The following is a 1,095-nucleotide window of genomic DNA, read 5'->3' on the forward strand; positions in this document are numbered from 1 at the left end:
GTGGAACCTGTCTTTGGACAGGTAAAGGCTTGTTTAGGTTACAAACGTTGTAACCTACGAGGAAAACGACAAGTAAAAATTGACATGGGATTGGTTCTCATGGCCAATAATCTCCTCAAATATAGGAAGAGGAGATTCTAAAAGAAAAGGAGAGACTCATTTCAGTAGATGAATCTCTCCTTTTTAGGCTTTATGAGACTTTTGTCCCAGCCTCAAAAAATTTATAAATTTGTCTAAGTAACTGTTGCCTTTCCAACATATGCTCATTCAACTGAGGCATGGAGTGAATCAAGGTCAGAATTTATCGCTTCAAGTTGGGAAGGGGGCCAAAAGATAAGAAATAGAAAAAACTAGAGAATGCTCTTTTCACATTCTCTAATTTTTTGATTTCTGAGGATACTATTGGAATCTACGACCATAAGTTATGTTAAATAGCCATTGGAAGTTGGCAGATTTTGGTGGTTTTGGTTGAATATCGATAATGGGTTGGATTATACTATATATAAGTTTTCGAGCTTCTTTTCGCTTATCTTTTATATTATAAGAAGTATTGTCTGTTACTCTGGAATATTCAACTAACTCAGCTTTAGAATTAAAATAATATGTATGGTTATCATGATATAAATCATACCAAGCTTCTAATCCTGCTAAACGAGTATTTTCAGTTTTCATGTATATAATATTTATTCCATCAAAATCATAACCTATCTGATTATTTTCAGGTTTAGGAATATCAGATAGATTGTCAATAAGCGTGGCCATGACAGGATCTGTATTGCTATTGTGATGTACATTTTGGGCATAATAAACGGAATAATAAATTAAATTGTGACGGATTTCTAATCCTATTTTGAGTAGTAGAGATAGTGTAAAAAAGGTAGTTAGAGTTATAAAAATTTTTCTCATTTTTTTCGTCCTTTTTTTCTAGATGTATTTTTAGGTGGATTCCATTTGAGAGTGTACAATATCTTGTGTAAACGCAAAAAAAGAATAAATCCTGTTATAGTAGAGTTAGACAAAAAAATACTACTAGAAAGATTTATTCCCATGACCCAGTTTATCACAGATTTAACCACATTTCTAGCTAATCATTCA

The 1,095-nt window shown here is 32.1% G+C and carries 2 protein-coding genes; one reads left to right on the forward strand and one right to left on the reverse strand.

The genetic code is table 11. The annotated features are described in order from the left end of the window. Positions 1–141: transposase (locus E5983_RS09175; RefSeq protein WP_202056349.1), on the forward strand; the 141-nt coding region annotated here is incomplete at its 5' end. A gap of 258 nt (positions 142–399) precedes the next feature. Here E5983_RS09175 and E5983_RS09180 read toward each other — a convergent pair. Beyond that, positions 400–906 (reverse strand): hypothetical protein, encoded by a 507-nt coding sequence (locus tag E5983_RS09180; protein WP_160333503.1) that lies wholly within the window; start codon positions 904–906, stop codon positions 400–402. Positions 907–1,095: the final 189 nt, after the last annotated feature.

Source organism: Streptococcus danieliae, from assembly GCF_009767945.1.
Lineage (GTDB): Bacteria > Bacillota > Bacilli > Lactobacillales > Streptococcaceae > Streptococcus > Streptococcus danieliae.

Bases quoted from the DNA above. Each gene is read 5' to 3' on its own strand.
- E5983_RS09180 (WP_160333503.1), bottom strand. From the start codon at position 906: ATGAGAAAAATTTTTATAACTCTAACTACCTTTTTTACACTATCTCTA.